Annotated in this window: 16 protein-coding genes; 3 read left to right on the plus strand and 13 right to left on the minus strand. The window is 47.6% G+C overall.

Features of this window, described 5'->3' with window-relative positions; genetic code table 11:
* Positions 1-30 precede the first annotated feature (30 nt).
* The 8 genes from uvrA to ftsE all read right to left on the minus strand — a co-directional run bounded on the left by uvrA (position 31) and on the right by ftsE (position 10,904).
* Entirely contained in the window at positions 31-2,892 is a 2,862-nt protein-coding gene (uvrA, locus tag EIZ58_RS29160; protein WP_134704505.1) for an excinuclease ABC subunit UvrA, read from the minus strand.
* Between the two features lie 7 nt (positions 2,893-2,899).
* Positions 2,900-4,876, minus strand: a complete 1,977-nt coding sequence (gene uvrB, locus EIZ58_RS29165; protein WP_134704506.1) for an excinuclease ABC subunit UvrB — start codon at positions 4,874-4,876, stop codon at positions 2,900-2,902.
* Between the two features lie 70 nt (positions 4,877-4,946).
* Positions 4,947-5,180 carry a DUF2198 family protein gene (locus tag EIZ58_RS29170; RefSeq protein WP_134704507.1) on the minus strand — a complete coding sequence of 78 codons (234 nt, stop codon included), beginning with the start codon at positions 5,178-5,180 and terminating at the stop codon, positions 4,947-4,949.
* Positions 5,181-5,192: 12 nt separating this feature from the next.
* On the minus strand, positions 5,193-6,497 hold the full coding sequence (locus EIZ58_RS29175; RefSeq protein ID WP_167578030.1) for a PDZ domain-containing protein: 1,305 nt from the start codon (positions 6,495-6,497) through the stop codon (positions 5,193-5,195).
* A 44-nt stretch (positions 6,498-6,541) separates the two neighbouring features.
* A complete protein-coding gene (locus tag EIZ58_RS29180; RefSeq protein WP_134704509.1) occupies positions 6,542-8,041 on the minus strand; it encodes a S41 family peptidase in 1,500 nt (499 codons plus the stop codon).
* Positions 8,042-8,142: 101 nt separating this feature from the next.
* Positions 8,143-9,318: a murein hydrolase activator EnvC family protein gene (locus EIZ58_RS29185; protein ID WP_134704510.1), complete on the minus strand. Its 1,176-nt coding sequence runs from the start codon at positions 9,316-9,318 to the stop codon at positions 8,143-8,145.
* A 16-nt stretch (positions 9,319-9,334) separates the two neighbouring features.
* Positions 9,335-10,228, minus strand: a complete 894-nt coding sequence (gene ftsX / locus EIZ58_RS29190) for a permease-like cell division protein FtsX (RefSeq protein ID WP_134704511.1) — start codon at positions 10,226-10,228, stop codon at positions 9,335-9,337.
* Positions 10,218-10,904: a cell division ATP-binding protein FtsE gene (ftsE, locus tag EIZ58_RS29195; RefSeq protein WP_134704512.1), complete on the minus strand. Its 687-nt coding sequence runs from the start codon at positions 10,902-10,904 to the stop codon at positions 10,218-10,220. Before ftsE ends, ftsX begins: the two co-directional genes overlap by 11 nt.
* 253 nt (positions 10,905-11,157) lie before the next feature.
* Between ftsE and EIZ58_RS29200 the strand changes: the two genes are divergently transcribed.
* Complete coding sequence (locus EIZ58_RS29200; protein ID WP_134704513.1) at positions 11,158-12,513, plus strand: VanW family protein; 1,356 nt, start codon at positions 11,158-11,160, stop codon at positions 12,511-12,513.
* Positions 12,514-12,761: 248 nt separating this feature from the next.
* Here the strand turns inward: EIZ58_RS29200 and EIZ58_RS29205 are convergent, their stop codons facing one another.
* Positions 12,762-12,968 carry an aspartyl-phosphate phosphatase Spo0E family protein gene (locus EIZ58_RS29205; protein WP_167578031.1) on the minus strand — a complete coding sequence of 69 codons (207 nt, stop codon included), beginning with the start codon at positions 12,966-12,968 and terminating at the stop codon, positions 12,762-12,764.
* A gap of 292 nt (positions 12,969-13,260) precedes the next feature.
* Here EIZ58_RS29205 and EIZ58_RS33920 point away from each other — a divergent pair, with 292 nt between their 5' ends.
* Positions 13,261-13,452 carry a hypothetical protein gene (locus EIZ58_RS33920; RefSeq protein WP_167578032.1) on the plus strand — a complete coding sequence of 64 codons (192 nt, stop codon included), beginning with the start codon at positions 13,261-13,263 and terminating at the stop codon, positions 13,450-13,452.
* 318 nt (positions 13,453-13,770) lie between these two features.
* Here EIZ58_RS33920 and argH read toward each other — a convergent pair whose 3' ends face one another.
* The 3 genes from argH to EIZ58_RS29220 form a co-directional block, all read right to left on the minus strand.
* Positions 13,771-15,192 carry an argininosuccinate lyase gene (gene argH / locus EIZ58_RS29210; protein WP_134704515.1) on the minus strand — a complete coding sequence of 474 codons (1,422 nt, stop codon included), beginning with the start codon at positions 15,190-15,192 and terminating at the stop codon, positions 13,771-13,773.
* Positions 15,189-16,445: an argininosuccinate synthase gene (locus EIZ58_RS29215; protein WP_134704516.1), complete on the minus strand. Its 1,257-nt coding sequence runs from the start codon at positions 16,443-16,445 to the stop codon at positions 15,189-15,191. Before EIZ58_RS29215 ends, argH begins: the two co-directional genes overlap by 4 nt.
* Positions 16,446-16,619: 174 nt before the next feature.
* The gene (locus EIZ58_RS29220; protein WP_134704517.1) at positions 16,620-16,949 is read right to left on the minus strand and encodes a cyclic-di-AMP receptor; all 330 of its coding nucleotides are present in this window, start codon (positions 16,947-16,949) and stop codon (positions 16,620-16,622) included.
* Between the two features lie 159 nt (positions 16,950-17,108).
* On the opposite strand from EIZ58_RS29220, the gene EIZ58_RS33925 reads away from it, so the two are divergent.
* Positions 17,109-17,285 carry a hypothetical protein gene (locus tag EIZ58_RS33925; protein WP_167578033.1) on the plus strand — a complete coding sequence of 59 codons (177 nt, stop codon included), beginning with the start codon at positions 17,109-17,111 and terminating at the stop codon, positions 17,283-17,285.
* 20 nt (positions 17,286-17,305) lie between these two features.
* On the opposite strand, the gene EIZ58_RS29225 is transcribed toward EIZ58_RS33925, so the two are convergent.
* Complete coding sequence (locus tag EIZ58_RS29225; RefSeq protein ID WP_134704518.1) at positions 17,306-17,839, minus strand: DUF3231 family protein; 534 nt, start codon at positions 17,837-17,839, stop codon at positions 17,306-17,308.
* Positions 17,840-17,967: the final 128 nt, after the last annotated feature.

Consider the following 17,967-nt stretch of genomic DNA (forward strand, 5'->3'; position numbering starts at 1 on the left):
CATCAATAGAAAAGCTAGTCCAAGAAAGGACTAGCTATATGTGGTTACAAGTTCTTCTGTCCGTTTGCGATCTCGTTCTAGGATAGGAGCCAGATACTGCCCTGTATAGGATTCCTTCACCTTACATACCTCTTCAGGCGTTCCTACCGCGACGATCTGTCCTCCTTTATCCCCACCTTCCGGCCCTAGGTCGATGAGATAGTCGGCTGTTTTAATGACGTCCAAATTATGCTCAATCACGAGGACGGTTTCCCCGGACTCGACCAGACGCTGCAAGACTTTCAAGAGGCGCTCGATATCGTGAATATGCAAGCCGGTCGTCGGTTCATCTAGGATGTAGAAGGTACGACCGGTACTGCGGCGATGCAGCTCAGAAGCCAGCTTCACCCGCTGGGCTTCTCCTCCGGAAAGGGTCGTGGCTGGTTGACCGAGCCGCATATAACCCAGCCCGACATCCAGCAGCGTTTGCAGCTTGCGGTGGATCTTGGGGATGTTCTTGAAAAATTCGACCCCATCTTCAATGGTCATATCTAAGACTTCGGAGATGTTTTTGCCTTTGTATTTCACATCCAGGGTTTCGCGATTATACCGTTTCCCTTTGCAAATCTCACATGGAACATAGACATCCGGCAGGAAGTGCATCTCAATCTTGATGATTCCGTCTCCTCGGCAGGCTTCGCAGCGACCGCCCTTGACGTTAAAGCTAAAACGACCTTTCTTATACCCGCGTACTTTGGCTTCATTGGTTTGGGCAAAGACATCACGAATATCGTCAAACACGCCCGTATACGTCGCCGGGTTGGAGCGCGGTGTCCGCCCAATCGGGGACTGGTCGATATCAATGACTTTATCCAACTGATCCATTCCTTCAATTTTGCGATGGGCGCCTGGCTTCGCTTTGGCTCTATTCAAGTCACGTGCTAACGCTTTGTGCAAGATTTCGTTGACCAAGGTGCTTTTTCCGGAACCGGATACCCCGGTTACGCACGTGAAGATGCCGAGCGGAAATTTAACGGAGATGTTGTTCAGGTTGTTTTCCTTGGCTCCTTTAACCTCCACCCATTTTCCATTGGGCTTGCGGCGTTCTCGAGGCACGGCGATAAATTTCTTCCCGGAAAGGTACAAGCCCGTCAGAGACTGATCATCGTTCATAATCTCTTCCGGCGTTCCTTGCGCCACGACTTGCCCCCCGTGCACGCCAGCTCCTGGGCCGATATCAATGATATAGTCAGAGGCGATCATCGTATCTTCATCATGCTCGACGACAATGAGCGTATTGCCTAGATCACGCATATGCTCCAGCGTCTTAATTAATCGTGTATTGTCCCGCTGATGAAGCCCAATGCTCGGCTCATCCAAAATATAGAGCACGCCCATCAAGGAAGATCCTATTTGCGTCGCCAAACGAATCCGCTGCGCCTCGCCCCCAGACAAGGTTCCCGCAGCCCGGTTCAACGTCAGATACTCCAGACCCACATCGCGCAGGAAACGAAGTCGAGATTGAATTTCCTTTAGAATTAATCGGGCAATCGCCAGCTCTTTTTCACTGAGCTCGAGCCCCTCAAAAAAGTCATAAGCCTCATGAACGGATTTGTTCGTTACGAAGGAAATGTTTTCACCATGAATTCGTACGCACAGCACCTCAGGGCGGAGTCGATTTCCTTTGCAAGAAGGGCAAGGCTTTTGGCTCATATAGGTTTCAATCATTTCCCGCACATAGTCCGAGGTTGACTCGGTGTAGCGACGTTGCAGGTTGTGCACAATGCCTTCAAAGTAAATCTCCGCATCTCGCTTCGTGCCAAATTCACTTTCATAGACAAAGCGGAACTTCTCCTCTTTATTGCCAAACAGCAAGATATCTAGCTTCTCCTTAGGGAGTTCTTCAATGGGGACGTCCATATCGATGTCAAAGTGGGCGCACACCGAGGAAAGCAGCTGCTCGTAATAGTTCGAGGTGGAATTGCTCCAAGGATCTAGGGCTCCTTCGGCAATGCTTTTGCTGCGGTTCGGAATGACCATATCGGCGTCCACTTCCATCTTCATCCCCAAGCCATCACAAGAGGTGCACGCACCATAAGGGCTGTTAAAGGAAAACATCCGAGGCTCTAGATCCGGCAAGCTAAATCCGCATTGCGGACAAGCAAGCTTCTGGCTGAACAAAAGCTCTTCCTGCTCCATGACATCCACCAGGACTTTGCCATCCGCGAGCTTCAAGGCCGTCTCTAGGGAATCAGCAATCCGCGCGTGGATCCCTTCTTTCACAACAATCCGGTCAATGACCACTTCAATGGTATGCTTCTTGTTTTTTTCCAGCTTGATTTCTTCAGATAGATCGATGATCTCACCATTAACGCGAACCCGCACAAACCCTTGCTTGCGAATATCGTCCAAGAGCTTCACATGCTCTCCCTTACGCCCCTCGACGAGGGGAGCCAGGATTTGCATTTTGGTTCGTTCCGGGTATTCCAGCAGGCGATCGACCATCTGCTCCACGGTCTGAGCTGAGATCTCAATGTTATGCTGTGGGCAATACGCCTTTCCAATGCGGGCAAAGAGAAGGCGCAGATAATCATAGATTTCCGTCACCGTTCCCACGGTAGAGCGAGGGTTGCGGCTCGTCGTTTTCTGATCAATAGAGATCGCGGGAGACAAGCCTTCAATCGAGTCGACATCCGGCTTTTCCATTTGCCCCAAGAACTGACGAGCATACGCTGATAACGATTCTACGTAACGACGCTGCCCCTCGGCATAAATCGTATCAAACGCGAGAGACGACTTCCCTGAACCGGACAAGCCGGTCAACACGACAAATTGATCGCGGGGAATGGTCACGTCAATATTTTTTAGATTATGGGCTCTCGCCCCTTTGATCACAATATTTTCAAGGCTCATCGCCAAATCATCCTTCCGCTTTCAGCTCGAGGATCAGGTCACGCAGCTCCGCGGCCCGCTCGAACTGTAAATGTCGCGCTGCTTCCTTCATTTCTGCTTCAAATTTCTCGATCAAGTTCTTGCGATCCTTCTTCGTGAGCTTCTTAAACTCTTTTTCTGGCAGATAATCTTCGCGTGTCTCCGCCGCCTTCGTCGCTTCGATCACATCGCGAATCGCCTTTTGGATCGTTTGCGGGGTAATACCATGCTTTTCGTTGTATTCCTCTTGGATTTGGCGACGACGCTCGGTTTCCGAAATCGCGTTCTCCATCGACTTCGTCATGCGATCGGCGTACATAATCACGCGACCCTCGGAGTTACGAGCGGCACGGCCTATGGTCTGGATCAAAGAGCGCTCATCCCGGAGGAAGCCTTCTTTATCCGCATCCAAAATCGCCACAAGTGAAACCTCGGGAATATCCAAGCCCTCGCGGAGCAAGTTAATCCCAATCAATACGTCAAAGGTTCCTTTTCGCAAATCTCGAATGATCTGCATGCGCTCGATCGTTTTAATGTCCGAATGCAAATATTTAACTTTCATGCCGACTTCCTTTAAATAATCCGTTAGATCCTCGGACATCTTCTTGGTTAAAGTCGTGACCAGCACGCGTTCATTTTTCTCGATCCGGTCGTTAATTTCGCCAATCAAATCATCAATTTGCCCTTTAATCGGGCGCACTTCCACCAACGGATCCAGAAGACCTGTGGGGCGAATCACCTGCTGCACTACTTCAGGCGTATGCTCTAATTCATACGGACCCGGGGTGGCGGATACAAACACGATCTGTTCAATATGCTTTTCAAACTCGTCGAAGCGCATCGGACGGTTATCAGCAGCGGACGGCAAACGGAAGCCATGATTGATCAGCATTTCTTTTCTGGCCCGGTCCCCATTGTACATCCCACGAATCTGCGGCAAGGTAATATGCGACTCATCTATCACGATTAACATATCTTCCGGAAAATAATCAAACAGCGTATACGGAGTGGCCCCAGCCGGTAGCCCGGTCAAATGACGGGAGTAGTTCTCAATCCCGGAGCAAAAGCCCATCTCCTGCATCATTTCGATATCATAGCGAGTGCGTTGCTCTAGGCGCTGGGCTTCGAGCAGTTTTCCGTTTTCCCGGAAAAAGGCCAACTGCTCCTCTAATTCTTTTTCAATGCCTTGAATCGCTAGAAGCAATTTTTCTTCTCTCGTGACATAGTGAGAGGCTGGGAAAATCGCAATATGCTCGCGTTCTCCTACAATCTCTCCGGTCACGACATCAATTTCTACGATCCGTTCAATCTCATCCCCGAAAAACTCTACGCGAAGCGCTTGTTCACTACGAGAAGCCGGGAAAATCTCCACTACATCCCCGCGCACGCGAAACGTTCCGCGGGTAAAATTAATATCATTGCGTTCATATTGAATGTCGACAAGTTTATGAAGAACTTCATCGCGTCCTTTTTCCATCCCTTTGCGAAGGGAAAGCAAGAGCTCTTTATATTCGGTCGGAGATCCTAATCCATAAATGCAAGATACACTCGCGACGATAATCACGTCTTTTCGCTCAAACAGCGAGCTCGTCGCCGAGTGGCGCAGCTTATCAATCTCATCGTTGACACTAGCATCCTTTTCGATATACGTATCGGAATGAGGGATATAGGCTTCCGGTTGATAATAGTCATAGTAGCTGACGAAGTACTCCACCGCATTTTCCGGGAAGAACTCCTTGAATTCACTGCATAGCTGGGCGGCAAGCGTCTTGTTATGGGCAATGACGAGGGTCGGTTTGTTGATTTGGGCAATGGTCTGGGCAATCGTAAAGGTTTTCCCTGTTCCAGTAGCTCCCAGCAGCGTGTGGAACCTCTCGCCTTTATTTAATCCTTGAACTAACTGGGCTATGGCTTGTGGCTGATCCCCTTTCGGATCATATTCCGATACGAGTTTAAATTGATCCAACCTCTTCCCCTCCTTTGGGTTAAAGTTAAAGACAAACAAAGAGCCTTGCCTGCGGCAAGACTATTCGTTATTACTCCGTTAGTTTCTGATTCTTAAGCAGTCTCTGGGCATATAAATACCCGGCAAATAACGATAGTGTCCCGATCCCTAAGATCACAGGGCCGTGACTATAGGCTTCAAATACCGCCATAAGAATTCCGATGGTGGCAATTAGTCCGACAACCTTACTCAATGAAAAACGAGAAAGACCGGCCATAAGCGCAAACGGTACGATCAAAGCCACGAGCAACTTTCCAATAAACATTGGTTTCTCCCCTTAAGCACCCTTATTCATCCCTTGCCGAATCAGCTGAACCAAGCTGACCGGCTTCATCTCTACATAAAACAAAGATTGGTTATCCGGAGCAATCACTAACCCCAATTGATGATGCTCCCCTTGATACACGGCACGCTGCAAATATTTAATGTGTCCTTCCACATTTCGTACTTCCATTTTACAAAAGGCGGAATTGAGTTGCAATGCAGGATAGAAATCATCCGCATGTCGTATGTCCATTCCATTCACTTTTAATATCACATCTCCCGCGACAATCCCCAGCTTCTCAGCTGGTGTCTGCGGAAGTACGGCCAACACCACGATCCCCTGTCCCAACTGGGTAAAGATCGGCGGACGTTTCCACTCTCTAGCACTACTCATTCGAACGAGAGCTTCATGACCAAGAATGGCAAAGACGGCACCGGCTAAACCTGCCCATTCCGTGATATTCGCCGCCCAAGCTAAAGCCAGCAATCCAACACTGTACATCAACAACCGTTTAGCCGAGGATCGCGCCTTCTGCTCGGGTAACTGCGATAGGGCTAAATCGGCAAAACCCGCGACCACGGGAAACAGCATAAAAGCGAAGCTTGTCCCAGCAGCCCCTGCTAAAGCCAAGGGCCACCATGAAGGTACCAGCTCGACTCCGCCTGAGCTAACCGGAACAACGGCAGCAAACGGAAGCAGCCAAAACTTCTGCATCTGATAAGCGCCCAACAATCTTCCCCTTTTCCCGCCCACGAATAAAGGAGAACTGCCTCGCCCCCGGTTCAGTCTGACGAGAAAGGCCTCTGCCAAATGAAGTACGGCCGCTAGACCTAACACCGAAGGAAGATGCGTTTGCGCTAAAAACTGCCAAGGACCTTCCATCCAGCTGATCCCTAGTTCTTGTGGTCCCAGCTGCACGAGAAACGCCGTCAGGCTATACCAGCCTGCAGCATAAGCAAAGCATAAATAGGGCAATTGGACGAGAGCCAAGAGCAGGCTCAGTCCACCTAATATCCATAAATCCAAGGGACGCAGTACTGCCCCTAGAGTAAATAACAGTATGGAGACAATCACTCCGCCAAAAACCCCATGCACAATCGAATGAAACCATTGCTGCCAGGGATTCGTGTATCGAACATGATAAAGCTTCCGTTCAAATTGAATCTGCCGGTAATAATGCATCCAAAAAAGGAGCAAAAACAGATATAGCAACGGATTCAAGAAAAAAGATGGAAGTGCCATGATGAATCCATCCACTTTATTTGTCCTCCGATCTGATATGCCAATGGAAAAAGGCAATGATAGTGTATCTACCATTACCTTTTTCTCCATTTTACTCTAAACTTCCTTCTATTGAGAGGTTATTTTTTTACCTCTTTGTCCAGAACCTGGATAGCCGCTTGCAGCTGCATGTCATTTGCTGGATCTTTCATCTTCTTCACCAGCAGCTCTTGCAAGAGCGTTGCGGTCTTTTCATCTACTTCTCCGGTCATCGGAAGCTCATTTAATTTTTGGAAAGCTTTCACAGCCGTAACCGTCTTTTCATCAAAGTAGCCATCTGCGCGCCCTGGCGGGAATCCGAGTCCCTCCAGAATGATCTGCAGGTTCTTAATCGCTTCCCCGTTTTGATCGTATTTGAGTGAGCCTGTATCCAGATTGATCGGAGCTGCCTGATAGTATTTTGGTTGTTCAATTGGGACGTTAGGCTCAATTCCGGTCTTGTGGATCCATTCCCCAGATGGCGTCAACCATTTCGCAATGGTCATTTTGACTTGGCTCTTATCTCCGAGCTCCATGGAATTCTGAACGGTTCCTTTTCCAAAAGAAGGCTGGCCGACGAGCTTGTAGCCATTTTCCTTCAGGGCACCCGCAAGAATCTCCGATGCACTGGCACTTCCTTTATCAATCAGGACGGTGATCGGGTAAGGCTTCTTGTCGGTTAACGTGGAGTTCATCACCTCACGCTTGCCGCCCGTATCCTCCACCTGCAAGATGATTCCTTTGTCTGGCACTAATAGATGGCCCATCTCCACGACAACATTCAACAACCCGCCTGGATTGCCTCGAAGATCGATCAGCAGTCCATCCACCCCTGCTTTTTCAAACTTCTCTAGCTCTTCCTTGAAGCGGACACCCGTATTGGTCGAGAATTGGGTGACTTCAATTTTCCCGAAGGTCTTCCCGTTCCGTTGAATGGTTTCACTATACACGGTCTCGAGTGGAATCTCATCACGTAAGACAATCACCGTCAGATGATCACGCAAGCCGGGACGAATGACCTCGAGCTTGGCCTCGGTCCCTTTCGGTCCGCGAATCTTTAATACCGCTTGGTATAAATCCAATCCTTCGAGTGGCTCTCCATTTACGCTCACAATTTGGTCATTCGGACGAAGGCCCGCTTTTTCCGCAGGAGATCCTTTAAAAGGGGAAACAATCGTCACTTTCCCGCCTTCCATCGTCACCTCCGCTCCGATTCCTTGGAACGAGGAATGAATGGATTCTGTGAACTGCTCCGCCGACTTGGGATCCATGTAAACCGAATACGGATCATCTAAGGAGTTGATCATGCCATTGATCGCTCCATCTACAAGCTTTTGTGCGTCTACTTCTTCGAGATAGTTTTCTTTAATCAGTCCGTACACTTCATAGATTTTCTTTAAGCTCTCCGCTTCCGATGGAGTCGCTCTACCTGCTTGGGGCTGAGCTGGGGTCGGGGTCGTTATCCCTACTTTATCTAGAAACGTAGACAAAGTCTGTCCGAGTAAACTTCTCTCCGAGTCCATCGCCACCATAGTCAGCAGGCTGCTGAACACCACGGTAAGGCCGAGCAGAGCTGCTAGCGTACTGCCCTTGATCCGCAATCCATCTACACCACCTTTTCCCCTGTCATTACATCCTTAAGTTCGTCCCATTTAGTATATGATGGCACCAGACCTGATATGAACTTCGGTTTACTCTGATTTTATCGCAGATAGCCCATCGGGTCTACCGCTGTTCGTCCTTTATACACGCCAAAGTGCAAATGGGGCCCGGTGGAGCGGCCGGTCGAACCGACTTCAGCGATCTTCTGTCCTTTTTTCACGGATTGGTTTTCCTTCACCATCAGGCCGCCTTCGCGAATATGCCCATACACAGTGGAAAGATCTCCCCCATGATCAATACTGATCATATTGCCATACCCTCGGACATAGCCGGAAATGATAACCACGCCATCCGCTGCTGCCACAATGGTAGTCCCTTGTGGAGCTCCAATGTCCAAGCCATTATGGCCTGCGGTTCTTCCCGTAAAGGGATCTTTGCGCAGCCCAAACTGAGAGGTAATACTCGAGCTGCTCGGTACCGGCCAGGCGAAGCGCCCACCCGTATACTTCTTTTGCGTCAATACCTTGTTTTTCTCGGATAAAGCCGATTTCATCTGCGCCATCAGATCAAGCATGGCATTTTCCTGCTGCAGCTTGGTTTCTTCTAATTCTACCTCTTGCTGTTCGAGCTCAGCAATCGCAACGGTTCGCTCTTTTTGCTGCTCATGCAGTTGCGTTTTTAGTTGGCTCGCTTGGCTGTACAGGCCCTCCAAGTTGGCTAAGTGGCTTTCAATCTCTAGCTTTTTCGCTTCTACCGTTTCACGATCTTTAATATTGTCCTCCAGAATCTTAATATCGGAGTCCACGATCAGCTTGACGGCATCCAATCGATTGAGGAAGTCCCCAAAGTCCTTCGCACCGAGCAAGACCTCTAGGTACGAAACGTTCCCCATTTCATACATAATCTTCACACGCGTTTTCAACAGCTCATCTCGCTCTTCCACACGTTGCATCGCTTCATCTAGTTGAACCGCAGCATCCTGCGCCTTTAGCGTGGTATCTCCAATCTGCCTATCCAGTGTCTGGATTTTTTCCTGTGTGGTATTCAGCTTCACTTCGATCTGAGCGAGATCCTGCTTGACCTCGACTTTGCGAGATTCAATCCGCTGCATTTGGTTTTCAATTTCTGAGATGCGGTTCTCCGTTGCTTTTTGTTGGTTTTTGATTTGATTGATTTTCTGGTTAATTTTGTCCAACGAGCTGGCAGCTTGTCCACCCATCGGATAGAACAATACGACCGTCAGGGCGCAGGCAACGAATAAAGGGATCTTCCGCATGTTCTCCTCCTACACATTATATCTTTAAGAAGCGATGAATCGATACGATACTTCCCCAAATCCCGAGAAACGCCCCAATGCCCAGCAACAAGCCCGCAACCTGATAGGCTAATGGATTCAGCGGAAGAAAATCAATGAAATACAAATTCAAATCTACCATTACAAAATCTATTAAATATTTATAGCCTACTAGAAGTAGAAGAGTAGGAATAACGGCACCGATCGTCCCCATCAAGAGACCTTCAATAAAAAAGGGCCAACGGATAAACGCATTCGTCGCTCCTACTAGCTTCATGATTTCAATTTCTCGTCTTCTTGAAAAAATGGTGAGCTTAATCGTATTGGCAATCAAAAACATCGCCGTAAAAGCCAAGGCTATAATAAAGGCGATTCCGATATTGCGGACGAGCGTCGTAATACTAAACAGCTTTTCAATCAGGCCTTTTCCGTACTTTACACTTTCCACGTGGGGAAAGTTCTGGACCCGCTCGGCAATCACCGCGGTTTCACGCGGATCCTTGGTCTTCACCACAAATTCGTCAGATAAAGGATTTTCCTGATCTAGCCCTTCGAACCAATAAGCATTCTCCCCAAAGCTCTGCCTGAATTTCTCCAGCCCTTCTTCTTTGGTTACAAACGTCACCGACTCCACCTGTGGCATGGCTTGAATCCGGTCCCCTACGGCAGCCGCTTGCTCGCGGTCCACGTCCTTGTTCAAGATGACCCGCATCTCAACTTGCTTCTCGACCACATTCGCAATATGGTTGACGTTCATGGCCATCAGTAGAAACACACCGAGGATAAACAGAGTAATAGCAACAGAGCTCATGGAGGCAAAAGCCATCCAACCATTTCGACCAAAGCTCTTAAACCCTTCACGAATATGGCGAACGATGGTTCTAATCTTCATAGCCATACTCCCCTCTTTGCTGATCACGAGCGATTCGCCCTGCCTCCACGGCTACCACTCGCTTGCGAAGGGTGTTCACAATCTCTTTGTTGTGCGTCGCCATCACAATGGTCGTTCCGCGCATATTGATTTCTTCAAAGATCCGCATAATATCCCAGGACGTCTCGGGATCGAGGTTTCCTGTCGGCTCATCCGCAATCATCGTGCCCGGATTGTTCACCAGCGCTCTGGCAATCGAGACCCGCTGTTGCTCTCCTCCGGACAGCTCGGAAGGAAGCGAACGCACTTTGTTTTTCAATTTGACCAGCTCTAGTACTTCCATTACCCGGTTACGGATATGTTTCTTCGGCGCTTCTACCACTTCCATGGCAAAAGCCACGTTTTCATAGACGGTCAGCTTCGGCAGCAGCTTGTAATCCTGAAACACCACGCCGATGCTCCGGCGCAGCTTCGGAATCTGCCTCTCCTTCATTTTCTCTACGTGATAGCCGTTTAAGATAATGGTTCCTTTGGTTGGCTTTTCTTCTCTATACATTAGCTTGATAAACGTCGATTTTCCGGCACCGCTAGGCCCGACCACATAGACAAACTCACTCTTATTGATGGTTATATCGACCCCTTTGAGCGCCTCCGTTCCATTCGGATACGTCTTCCATACGTCTATCATCTCTATCATGTTTGTGAACTCACCTCTTTTTAAACTAAAAGAAAACCGTCATCGTTATTGGGATTTTTCCCCACTGTAATCTTTTCGACAACTTCTGCAAAAATCCCTTCATGGTTCCCTTATATTTCCGGGGAAATGACACGTTTCGTGGGCAAAAGTCCACTAATAATTATACCACTCCTGTCAACAAAATTCTGTGCATATTTTATTAGATTGCACATAAACATGTACGGTGCAAAAAAAGAGAGAGGAGACATATGGAGTGTGGAAAAAACATGGGCGACTCTTTGTTGTGATTTTGGTCATGGCACTCATCGTGGGAACTTCCGGATGGGTCTATGCGTATGCCAACCGTTCAGACATTCCAGAAGGAATTCATCTGCATGATTGGCATCTCGGGGGACTTTCTTTTGAACAGGTTGAGAGTGAATGGAAAAACCGAATGGAAGCGATCCGAGAAAAAGAGATTATGTTGGTACTTCCCTCTGACATGGCCGATGGCAAAGAACGGAGCTTCACGTTAGGAGAAGTTGTAACGTTTAAGGATGATGAATTAAAAGAAGCGCTGGTAAGCTTTTACGATCCGCCTGATCTATGGGAAAAAGTTCAGCATCGGTGGGAAGCCCGGAAAGGGATCCGGTATGAACTCGATGTAGAATGGGATAACATTGCCCTAGAACACTTGCTTCGGGAGCGTTGGCCCGAGCTTTTTGCCGGAGAACCCGTCAATGCTATACGAACCATTACTGATCAAGACCTCGTCGAGTATCAGGAGGATAACTCTGCTTATCATGTCGATGTGGAGGCTTTACTCAAGGAAGTGGTTGACGTAACCCCTAATGAGATCTGGAAAGAACCCTCTTTCTCCTTCGAGCTTCCCCTGCGGGAGGTCCGAGCGGAGGTTCGATTAGAAGACCTGGTAGACCAAGGAATTGAACGAAAGATAGCTGAATACTCCACCAAATATTCCATTAAAGCCGATGGAAGAACCCACAACGTTGAATCCACCGCACTCGTTCTTCACGATACCCTTCTCCAACCTGATGAAATCTTTAGCTATCGCAAGCTCGTTCAAGAAACCGAAAAAAAGTTTGGCTATAAACCAGCTCCCGTCATCCTCGATGGCGAATTGCGCCCCGGGATTGGCGGAGGCGTATGCCAAGTCTCGACAACCTTGTATAATGCTGTCCTATTCGCCGACCTTGAACTTGTCGAACGCCGAAATCACTCGCTCCCCATCGGCTACGCCCCCCTCGGGCGCGACGCTACGTACTCCGATTGGGGCATCGACTTCCGTTTTAAGAACACCACCGACAAGCATCTGCTGATCCGCACGGAAATGAAAAATGGCACTCTCACCGTCAAACTCTTCGGAACCTTCCCGGAGGATAAGAAAGTCGAGGTGGTTACGGAAACGGTGAGTACCATTGCACCTACCACAGAAACCAGAAGAGATTCGTCCCTCGCCCCTGGCCAGTCCAAAGTCATCCGTGAAGGAAAACCAGGCTATCAAGTGAACGTCTACAAAAAGATCACGGAAGCGGGTACCGAGAAGAAGGTGCTGGTCTCCAAAGATACGTATAAGGCTCAGCCGAGAGTTGTGGCTGTGGGGCAGTAGTTGGAGGACGTGGGCAGTGGCGCGGGGGATTGGGCGATCCCAGCTACTTTTCGAGCGCTTCGCTCCTCGATTTGGACGTTACCCCGCCTGAATCGGGCGGGCCACTCACGTTCGGGCCATCCCAGCTGCTTTTTGGGCGTCTCGAACCTTGATTTGGGCACTTCACGATCCGAATCGGGCGGGCGCGCCCTCGCCAGCCCCCAACGCAAAAAAAGGAGTTAACCCATCGGGTTAACTCCTTCCATATTTTAAGAGCTTCTGCGAAGCCTTAACTGTTCGTAGTCATTGAGCTTCTTATCTAAGAGTTGACTCACCTCAACAAGTCTAGGATGAGAAAAACTTCCTACATCTCGGCTCATCTCGTTAAGATGACGACGTAGAAAATAGATTTCTTCTAACAAGGCATCCGTGCCTAGTGTCAAACTAGATGATGATGCCGACTCCACGTATACCATGAACATCCCCCCTACCAGCATGATAAAAAGACCGCTGATTTCTCCCCATATTAAGAACAGGTATCCTCTTTATCCCCGTACCTAGGTTCTTAATTCCTACTAAATATATTCTACGTGAACCCAATAATTCCTGCCAAAAAATTAAAAATATTGGGTTAAATTTTTTTGCTTACAAACAACATTTGCAACAATTTCGTCACAACTACAGGCCCATACCACGCTCATTACACCCTAGTATTTTTAGTGGGTGCTACATATCTTATTCAGTTGATGTCCATATATGAACTAGAAAATGAAGAAAAGATTTTTCGAAGAAAGTGCTCAGCTACTTGGAATCATTATCGATTTGGGATCAAATGGAGTAAATTATTTGGAATTGTACCATGTACGGGAGCAAACGGCATCTCATCGTAAGCATATCAGAAATTTCGTGAGCATCCGGACCCAAAAGGGGAACATGCCTTCCCTGCCCCTGCGAGGATGAGAAATAAAAGCCTAATTACCTAAAAAATCAGCTTGAAATGGCTGCCCTAAACTAAAGTTTGGATTCCGCATATAAAAAAACGAGTGTCAAACCACACCAAACCTCGAAAAAACTTGGCGAGTCGTTCCACCTACTTGGAATCATTACCCTTTTGGAAGCAAATGGCTTGATTCCCTGAGCATCCGCCCCCCTGCCTAAGACTGAGCTGCAAGTGCGGTGCCCTGGCTCCATTTGGTGTTCCTTCATTCTTACTATACATTAAAAAAGCCTCTACCCAGAGTTGTGACACACTCCAGGCAAAGGCTCTTAGCTAATATTCTACAGATCAATCTCGATCTTCTGTTTATGCTGTTCAATCCATTGCTCCGTTGGAAGCTTCCCTTGCTCCATGTAAGCAATTTGCTTTTCTACTTGATTCTTCGCCGTTCCACCTAATACATTACGGGCGTTCACAACTTGAACCACATCGATGGCTTGATAGATGTCGTCTTCGAACAGCTCGGAGAACTGCTTATACTCTTCCATCTTCAAGTCAAGCAGATACTTGTTTTCTTGAATGCAATACAATACGGCTTTTCCTACCACTTCATGCGCTTGGCGGAAAGGTAGCCCCTTATTCACCAAATAGTCAGCTAAGTCTGTAGCGTTAGAGAAGTCCTGCGTTACTGCCTTACGCATATTTTCCTTGCGAACTTTCATGGTTGCAATCATCGGGATGAACAAAGATAGGGCGCCGTGAAGGGTTTTGACCGTGTCAAACATGCCTTCTTTGTCTTCCTGCATATCCTTGTTGTACGCTAAAGGCAAGGCCTTCAAAACCGTAAGCATGCCCACGAGGTTTCCATACACACGTCCGGTTTTTCCGCGCACTAACTCCGCTACGTCTGGGTTTTTCTTTTGCGGCATGATGCTGCTTCCCGTACAGAACGCATCATCGAGCTCGACGAAAGCAAACTCGTTGCTGGACCAAAGCACTAGCTCTTCACATAGACGGGACAAATGCGCCATCAAAAGAGAAGCATGTCCTAAGAACTCGATAATAAAATCACGATCGCTCACCGCATCCAAGCTGTTCATGTAGATGGAATCAAACTTCAACAGCTCGGCCGTGTATTCACGGTCAATCGCAAATGTCGTACCGGCTAGCGCACCTGCTCCAAGCGGAAGCATGTTGATTCGCTTCCAGCTATCCATCAAGCGCTCAGCATCACGTTGCAGCATGGCCACATAAGCCATCAAATGATGAGCAAACAAAATCGGCTGCGCCCGTTGCAAATGCGTATATCCTGGCAGAATGGTATCGAGATTTTCCTTGGCTTGTCCAATCAAAGAATCCTGGAGCTTGGAAACCAACTCCACCAAATCAATCACTTGCTCACGAAGGTACAGGTGCATATCGGTTGCGACCTGATCATTTCGACTGCGACCGGTATGCAGCTTCCCGCCTACCGGACCAACTTCGTCGATGAGCATCTTTTCGATGTTCATATGAATATCTTCGTTTTCGATCGTGAATTCAACCTCACCGTTGGCCACTTTCGCAGCAACCTTTTTCAGGCCGGCCTTGATCGTTTCCACATCTTCCAAAGGAAGAATCCCGCACTTGCCCAGCATCGTGACGTGAGCCAAGCTGCCTGCGATATCTTCCTTCCAAAGCTGCTGATCGAAGGAAATCGAAGCTGTATATTCTTCTACTAATTTATCTGTTGCTTTTGTAAATCTTCCGCCCCAAAGCTTCATTGCTTGACCGCTTCCTTTTTATCAATGATGACTGCCTTTGGCTGGTTGCTGTTTAGGTGTTCACGGTTTACTTGGGAGTAAACTTTTGTAGGCATACCATACAGCTGGATAAAGCCAAGAGCTGCCTTGTGATCGAATGTATCTTCTTCGCCATAAGTGGCCAATTCCATGTCGTATAGAGAATGTGCAGACTTACGTCCAACCACGGTTGCATGTCCTTTGAACAGCTTCACGCGGATCGTTCCTGTAACGAACTTTTGCGTTTCTTCAACGAAAGCTTGCAAAGCATCCATGATCGGAGAGAACCAAAGTCCTTCATAGATCACTTGAGAAATCTTGTGTTCCACGATAGGCTTGAACTGAGCAACTTCACGAGGCTGTGTCAAGAATTCCAATTCACGGTGAGCCAAGATCAACGTCATTGCACCCGGAGCTTCATAAACTTCACGAGACTTAATACCAACCAAACGGTTTTCTACGTGGTCGATACGTCCAACGCCATGCTTACCCGCGATATCATTCAACTTAAGAATTAATTCGCTTAACAGCATTTTTTCACCGTTCAAGGCAACCGGCTTTCCTTGTACGAATTCAATTTCAATTTCTTCCGGTGTGTTTGGCGTGTCTTCAAGAGCTGTTGTGAGATCATAAGCACCAGCTGGCGGCTCTGCCCAAGGATCTTCCAATACGCCGCACTCGCAAGCACGTCCCCATAGGTTTTGATCGATGCTATAAGGGTTGTCTAGGTTGATTGGAATCGGAATCCCGTTCTTTTCGGCATAGGCGATCTCTTCGTCACGTGTCATTCCCCACTCACGAACAGGAGCCACGATCTTCAAGTTTGGATCCAAAGCTGTAAAGGTTACGTCAAAACGAACTTGGTCGTTTCCTTTTCCTGTGCAACCGTGGGCTACCGCTACGGCTCCCTCTTCCTTTGCGATGTCTACTAATACTTTCGCGATTAACGGACGGGACAAAGCGGAAACCACAGGATACTTGCCTTCGTACATAGCATTGGCTTTAAGTGCAGGAAGTACAAACTCTTCCGCAAAAAGTTCTTTTGCATCAACTACATAAGACTTAATCGCGCCTACTTGGATCGCCTTATCACGTACGAATTCCAAGTCTTTTCCTTCCCCTACATCCAGACCAACCGCAATAACATCATAGTTGTACGTATCTTGAAGCCACTTGATTGCTACTGAAGTATCTAATCCACCAGAATAAGCAAGAACAATTTTCTCTTTACTCATCGTTTTCTATCCCCTTTTGCCATATATATAAAATGTATTAATATGCGTATTGATAAATAAAAATTCGTATTTGCATCTCTGTGTAACATTATGCATCATGTGTAATAAAAATTCAATAGTTTTTTTCACTAAAAATCAAAAGAAGAGCCTATGTTTCTAGGCTCCCCTAAGTCACTATTCCAAATGTTCAAAACGCTCTACATTCATCACGAATACAGTCGCTCCGCCAACGGTCACATTCACAGGAGGCGAGGTCATGTTCAGCCCCGTAATGCTTGGCGGGTATAGCGTCATGGGGATTTCTCGCTTTTTGCACTGGCGCTTGATAATCCCAAGCACGGACTCTACGTATCCTTCCTCTACCCCAATCATCACGGTCGTGTTCCCTTGGCGAAGAAATCCTCCCGTACTGGAGAGCTTCGTTACACCATACCCGTGTTTGGTCAGCTCTTTGGATAGATTCACCCAATCTCGATCCTGGATGACGGCCATGATCATTTTCATCCGCATCCCACCTCCTTTTTCAGACTTTTTTCCATTATACTACTCTTAACAGAATTATTAAATTATTATATGTACAATCGTCTAAATTTGTTTGTATAAAATTCTAACATTGTTCATATAATGGATAGAAATTTTTTCTGAAAGGGAGGCCAAACCCGCATGCTGACTAAATGGGCTCGCATAGGATGGATCGTAATAGTTCTACCCATCTTTTGGGCGTTCTACCGGCTTGAAGAAGTCACACCTTGGTTTAGTACGGTCGGGTATTTTTTGTTCGGACTAGCCGTGTTGATCTGGTTTCGTTTGATGGAAGAAGAGAAAGAAGAAAAAAAATGACCCCGATTCGCCGAGAAGCATTAGCCCTGATAATATGGAGGGACCCTTATCCAATCGCGTTCCTGCATCAGTTGTTTTAAGGTCAAGGCATAAGTAACCTTAAGCATCAAAAACTTCCCGAACATCGCTCCAACATCTGAACGGACCGCCTCCGAAAGCCCGCGAGCTGCATTGGTGATCCCCAAGACCACTTTATACGCTATGAAATTAGCGATCTCCTCATCCGTCATCCTTGCCCATTCTGGAACCTGGAACTGCATATTTTCAACAATAGGCTTTTCTGGAGTAACAGGAGGCAAAGGAACCCTTTCATTTCGTAGGAATTCCTGAATTTCTTGAATGACAGGCTTGTGGACATTTTCAATGAGATCTCGCAGTTTCTCCTTCAAGTCTTGATCCTGTACGGTATTGTAGGCTATTTGCTCTATTCGCACCACTTGTTCCGCTGATGCGAGATAAGCCCATAGATTCATGACTTCCCCTGTATGCAAGGGCTTTTTTTCACCATCCATAAAAGGGGCAAATGCATCCTTTACTACCTCAAAGATATTCATATGGATGCCTCCTTAAATACTGTATTTAAAACTATTATATCCAAATATAAGATAACCCTATAAGCGGTCAGCCCCCTCAATACGGCGAAAACCACTATTCCTTCTAGGAAATAGCGGTTTTCATCGTC

Source organism: Ammoniphilus sp. YIM 78166 (genome assembly GCF_004522215.1).
Classification (GTDB): Bacteria; Bacillota; Bacilli; order Aneurinibacillales; family RAOX-1; genus YIM-78166.